We start from the raw sequence: 4,719 nt of genomic DNA on the forward strand, positions 1-4,719 counted from the left end.
CCCCAATGGCCGTTTCAACATCGCGGTTAGCTAAAGCGATTCTTCCTAGCAATAACCAGCCTGTTGCATCATTGGGTTCAACGTGCAATCGAGAGCGCAAGCCCAAGGTCAAATCGTCCATTTCATCATCAGTGAGCGTGACCCCATCAGGATTCATTAGCTTTTTCGACAATTCTGGCAACGTGTTGGTGACTTCATTCCATTCGATGACTTTATCCATTGAACCAAATTTCGCGTACACCCCGTAAGAAAGTACAATCACGAGCAATACAGATGGTACGACAAACGTCATCGGTGAGATCGACGATACGCGATTACGGTCGCTACCAGTTGGAACGTCATCGAGCAGTGATTGTTTAAGATCCGAAACCAGCTCTTGCTCGTTATCAACCAAGCCTTCCTCAGTCTCGACAGCAAGCTCAGACAATCGGTCTTTATATAACGCCTTATTTAGTTCATCTCTTAATATTTGGTCATTGTTGGCCTTTTGCTTTATCGCAGGCAGCGCAATCATTAAGCAACCAAAGAGAATTAATAGTACAGAAGCGACCCAAAATAATGTCATTACTGCTTGTCTCCATCATTTTTTTCATCAAGCAACGCGTTCAAACGTGCTTCTTTATCGGCATCCCAGACATCATCGGCTGTGGCTTTTACAGCTTTCGATTTTTTGCTGCGCACAATAATCAAGCCAAACCCGATTACGATGATGATGAATGGGCCACCCCATAAAATTGACGTCGCGAGTGTCAAAGGCGGATTGTAAGTCACAAAATTACCGTAACGTGCAATCATGTAATCAACGATTTCTGATTTTGACTTCCCTTCTTTTGTCATTTCATACACTTTTTGACGTAAATCTTGTGCAAGCTCGGCATTGGAATCACTGATGGTGTTGTTTTGACATTTAGGGCAGCGAAGCGTGTGGCTGAGATCTTTAAACTGCAATTCCTGTTCAAGATTATCGAATTCGTAGATATCAATCGCCGCACTCGCTCCCATCGAAATAGCAAAAACAGCAAAAAATGCCATGATTAACTTTTTCATTGTTTGGCCTCCGCGAGAAGTTCAGCGTACATTGGGCCCAATTTTTCAGCCCAGTTACGTGAATTAACATCACCAACATGGCGGTAGCGAACCACGCCCTTAGCATCAATCAAAAAGGTTTCTGGTGCTCCATACACACCGAGATCTAGCCCCAGCATTCCATCGCCATCAAACAGGCTAATCAGATATGGATTACCCAAATCCGTCAACCAACCGACCGCTTTGTCACGTTGATCTTTGTAATTCAATCCAATGATTTTTACGCCCTTTGCAGACAACTCGTTTAAGTACTGGTGCTCTGCATAACACGTTGGGCACCATGTCGCCCATACGTTAAGTAGCAACGGCTCGCCTACAAAAATATCCTGGCTATAAAGCTTACCGGGTTGAGCAAGATCTTCTAATCGGAACTCTGGAACAGACTTACCAATCAGTACAGACTCTAGCTTAGTTGGATCGTCTCCCTGTGCATTTCGAGCCAGCTGCGTAGCAAACACAGCGGCCAATGCTAGAAAGGCAATAAAAGGCAGAAACAGTATTTTCTTATTCATTTATGCCTCCTTTAGACCACGATTTTCAGATGACTTTTCATCGCTTTTTCGGAATCGGTAACGTTTGTCACTGATTGCCAAAATGCCACCTAAAGCCATTAACAACGTACCGCCCCAAATCCAGCGAATAAAGGGTTTGTAGTAAACACGTACTGCCCATGAAACGTTGTCATCTAGGCGTTCACCCATTGCAATATAAAGGTCACGTGTTACGGCTGCATCAATAGCGGCCTCAGTCATCATGGATTTAGAGGTACGATAGAAGCGCTTCTCTGCATGCAGAGTATTAACGTACTCACCGTCTTTGGTGATTTCAAAGTCAGCAATGAAACCATCGTAGTTCGGGCCGTCTTCATCACGTAATCCTTTAAAGTAAAAATCATACCCTTCGATTTGATAATGCTCGCCCGGCGCCAAACGAACATCTCGCTCAATGCTGTAGTTCTGAACCATAGCGATACCAATAACGGTCACAGCCATACCAACGTGAGCAAGAATCATCGCCCAGTGACAGCGAGGCAGTTTAGTGATACCGACTGCGAAGCTGTGTCTGTGCGTGGATCGTTCGTAAAGTTCAAAGCCGTGCATGGTAATAATCCAGTAAGCCATGACCCAGCCCATGAACGCCATACCATTGTAATGTTCAGCAAAGAGATAAACGGAAAGTGCAGCAAGACCCAGTGATAACACACCTGAAATCACCATAGGCTTGATCAGCTTCGATAAATGATCACGCTTCCAACGGATAAGTGGCCCAATACCCAGTAAAAATGAGAATGGAATCATGAGCCAAGCAAATAGCATGTCAAAGAATGGCGCACCAATCGAGACCGAGCCCAAGCCAAGCTGCTTATGAACTAACGGCAATAATGTACCGACCAGAACAACAGTCAGTGCAGCGATCAAGAGAATATTGTTACCGAGTAATGCGTTTTCTCTAGAAACCAGATCAAAGTTACCTCGCACACGTACTTTGGCCCCTTTAATGGCAAACAACAGTAAAGATCCGCCAATAACAAAGATCAAGAAGCCAAGAATAAACATTCCACGTGCAGGATCGGAGGCGAATGCATGTACTGATACTAAAATGCCAGAACGTACTAGGAATGTGCCGAGCAAACTCAATGAAAATGCGGATATGGCCAGCAATACTGTCCACGCCTTAAAAGTACCACGCTTTTCGGTTACTGCTAACGAGTGCATCAACGCCGTACCCGCAAGCCAAGGCATAAATGACGCGTTCTCGACTGGATCCCAGAACCACCAGCCGCCCCAGCCAAGTTCGTAGTAAGCCCACCATGAACCTAGAGAGATACCCAGTGTTAAGAAAATCCACGCTGCGGTTGTCCAAGGACGAGACCAACGTGCCCAAGCCGTATCTAATCGGCCTGACATGAGTGACGCAATAGCAAACGAAAAGGCGACAGAGAACCCTACGTAACCCATATACAGCATAGGCGGGTGAACAATTAGTCCAGGATCTTGCAGTAACGGGTTTAAGTCACGACCGTCAACCGGGAAAAATGGCAATGTTCGGTCGAACGGGTTTGAAGTCATGATGATGAACAGCAAGAAGCCGACGGTGATCATGCCCATTACTGCCAAAACACGTGCAACCGATTCTTGTGGCATACCACGACTAAATGAAGCAACCGCGACAGTCCAGCCCGCTTGAATGAGTGCCCATAATAGCAATGAACCTTCATGCGCCCCCCAAACCGCGGTTAAACGATAAAACCACGGTAGCTGGCTATTCGAGTTATTTGCGACATATTGAACCGTAAAATCGTTAACGTAAAACGCCCACAATAAAACGATGAATGACACCATAATAAGTAAGAACATACCCCAAGACAGTGGCCTTGCAGTATTCATTAGCATCGTGTCGTTTCTTGATGCACCGACAAGTGGCAAAATACTCAGAAGTACCGCCAGCCCCAAAGATACGATGAGGGCAAAGTGGCCTATTTCAACAATCATTCATAGCTTCCTTGTTTTTGCTCTTCAGTGTACTGAAGCGGTTCATGCGTTTTTTTCATCGCTTCGGCAATTTCTGATGGCACATATTCTTCATCGTGCTTTGCAAGCACTTCAAAGGCTTCTATTGTGGTGGCATCTGTCAATACGCCTTGAGCAACAATGCCTTGCCCTTCACGGAACAAGTCAGGAAGAATACCCTCATAAAATACCGTCACCGTCGGGCCTACATCGCGTAGGTCGAAGCTAACACGTAATGACTTAGGATCGCGAGATACCGAACCAGGAACCACCATTCCACCAATTCTCAGCCTCTGCCCGACTTCAGGCTTACCGCCATTGGGCTTGCCATTGACGAGTTCGGTTGGGGTGTAAAAAAGATCCATATTTTGATTCAATGCATAGAGCATTAAACCAACTGTCGTTGCCATACCAACAAATATCGCAAGGACAATACCGAGCCTCTTTTTACGTCTTGGGTTCATAAGGTGTTCTCCAAATCCTTCGCTGCATCGATTCGAGCTTGACGCTCTATTTTTGCTTGGACTTCTTTCAGTAAGTCCTTACCACGTCGAATGCTTGTGACTAAAATAATAAACATTGATAAAAATGTAATGCCAAAAGCGCTCCACACATAAACCGCGTAGCCGCCCATTTCCAATAACTCGCTCAGTGAATCAAAATACATAATTAAACACTCCCCTGAGATTTTTGCGTTGCAAGGCTAATGACCCAAGGTCGATGGCTTTCTTGACTGATGATTTCATTACGAAAGCGAATCATGGTGACCCAACCAAAGAAAAAGGCAAAACCAAAGATATTCAGCAGCAGCGGCCACAACATGTCATTTGAAATCGAAGGGGTGTCAAACTTAGTAATGGTTGCGCCCTGATGAAGCGTGTTCCACCATTCAACCGAGAAATGAATAATAGGAATATTCACTACGCCCACTATAGCTAAAATGCCAGCCGCTTTCGCCGCGGTTTTTTGATCATCAAAGGCATTGTAAAGGGCAATAACACCGAGATAGAGAAATAGCAGAATGAGCTCTGAAGTCAGGCGAGCATCCCAAACCCACCATGTTCCCCACATAGGTTTGCCCCACACCGCACCAGTTAACAGAGCGATAAAGGTAAATACGGCA

General features: G+C 45.4%; 7 protein-coding genes. All 7 read right to left on the minus strand.

Annotation, left to right across the window (positions count from 1 at the left end; genetic code table 11):
• On the minus strand, positions 1 to 565 hold a 565-nt coding region (gene ccmI, locus ACP45E_RS17525; RefSeq protein WP_069585343.1), incomplete at its 3' end, for a c-type cytochrome biogenesis protein CcmI.
• Positions 565 to 1,047, minus strand: coding sequence for a cytochrome c-type biogenesis protein (locus ACP45E_RS17530; RefSeq protein WP_017038079.1), 483 nt, complete (start codon positions 1,045 to 1,047; stop codon positions 565 to 567). The genes ccmI and ACP45E_RS17530, both read right to left, overlap by 1 nt.
• A complete protein-coding gene (locus ACP45E_RS17535; protein WP_017035212.1) occupies positions 1,044 to 1,598 on the minus strand; it encodes a DsbE family thiol:disulfide interchange protein in 555 nt (184 codons plus the stop codon). Before ACP45E_RS17535 ends, ACP45E_RS17530 begins: the two co-directional genes overlap by 4 nt.
• Positions 1,599 to 3,578 carry a heme lyase CcmF/NrfE family subunit gene (locus tag ACP45E_RS17540; RefSeq protein WP_017038078.1) on the minus strand — a complete coding sequence of 660 codons (1,980 nt, stop codon included), beginning with the start codon at positions 3,576 to 3,578 and terminating at the stop codon, positions 1,599 to 1,601.
• Complete coding sequence (ccmE, locus tag ACP45E_RS17545; protein WP_017038077.1) at positions 3,575 to 4,060, minus strand: cytochrome c maturation protein CcmE; 486 nt, start codon at positions 4,058 to 4,060, stop codon at positions 3,575 to 3,577. The genes ACP45E_RS17540 and ccmE overlap by 4 nt, the downstream gene beginning before the upstream one ends.
• Positions 4,057 to 4,263, minus strand: coding sequence for a heme exporter protein CcmD (gene ccmD, locus ACP45E_RS17550; protein WP_017035209.1), 207 nt, complete (start codon positions 4,261 to 4,263; stop codon positions 4,057 to 4,059). The genes ccmE and ccmD overlap by 4 nt, the downstream gene beginning before the upstream one ends.
• A 2-nt stretch (positions 4,264 to 4,265) precedes the next feature.
• The coding region (gene ccmC, locus ACP45E_RS17555) for a heme ABC transporter permease CcmC (protein WP_198927750.1) at positions 4,266 to 4,719 on the minus strand (454 nt) is incomplete at its 5' end.

It is taken from the genome of Vibrio genomosp. F10 str. 9ZD137 (assembly GCF_049974785.1).
Taxonomy (GTDB): Bacteria; Pseudomonadota; Gammaproteobacteria; order Enterobacterales; family Vibrionaceae; genus Vibrio.

Excerpts from the sequence above, each read along its gene's own strand:
- ACP45E_RS17530 (WP_017038079.1), bottom strand. The coding sequence starts at position 1,047 with ATGAAAAAGTTAATCATGGCATTTTTTGCTGTTTTTGCTATTTCGATG.
- ACP45E_RS17535 (WP_017035212.1), bottom strand. The coding sequence starts at position 1,598 with ATGAATAAGAAAATACTGTTTCTGCCTTTTATTGCCTTTCTAGCATTG.
- ACP45E_RS17540 (WP_017038078.1), bottom strand. The coding sequence starts at position 3,578 with ATGATTGTTGAAATAGGCCACTTTGCCCTCATCGTATCTTTGGGGCTG.
- ccmE (WP_017038077.1), bottom strand. The coding sequence starts at position 4,060 with ATGAACCCAAGACGTAAAAAGAGGCTCGGTATTGTCCTTGCGATATTT.
- ccmD (WP_017035209.1), bottom strand. The coding sequence starts at position 4,263 with ATGTATTTTGATTCACTGAGCGAGTTATTGGAAATGGGCGGCTACGCG.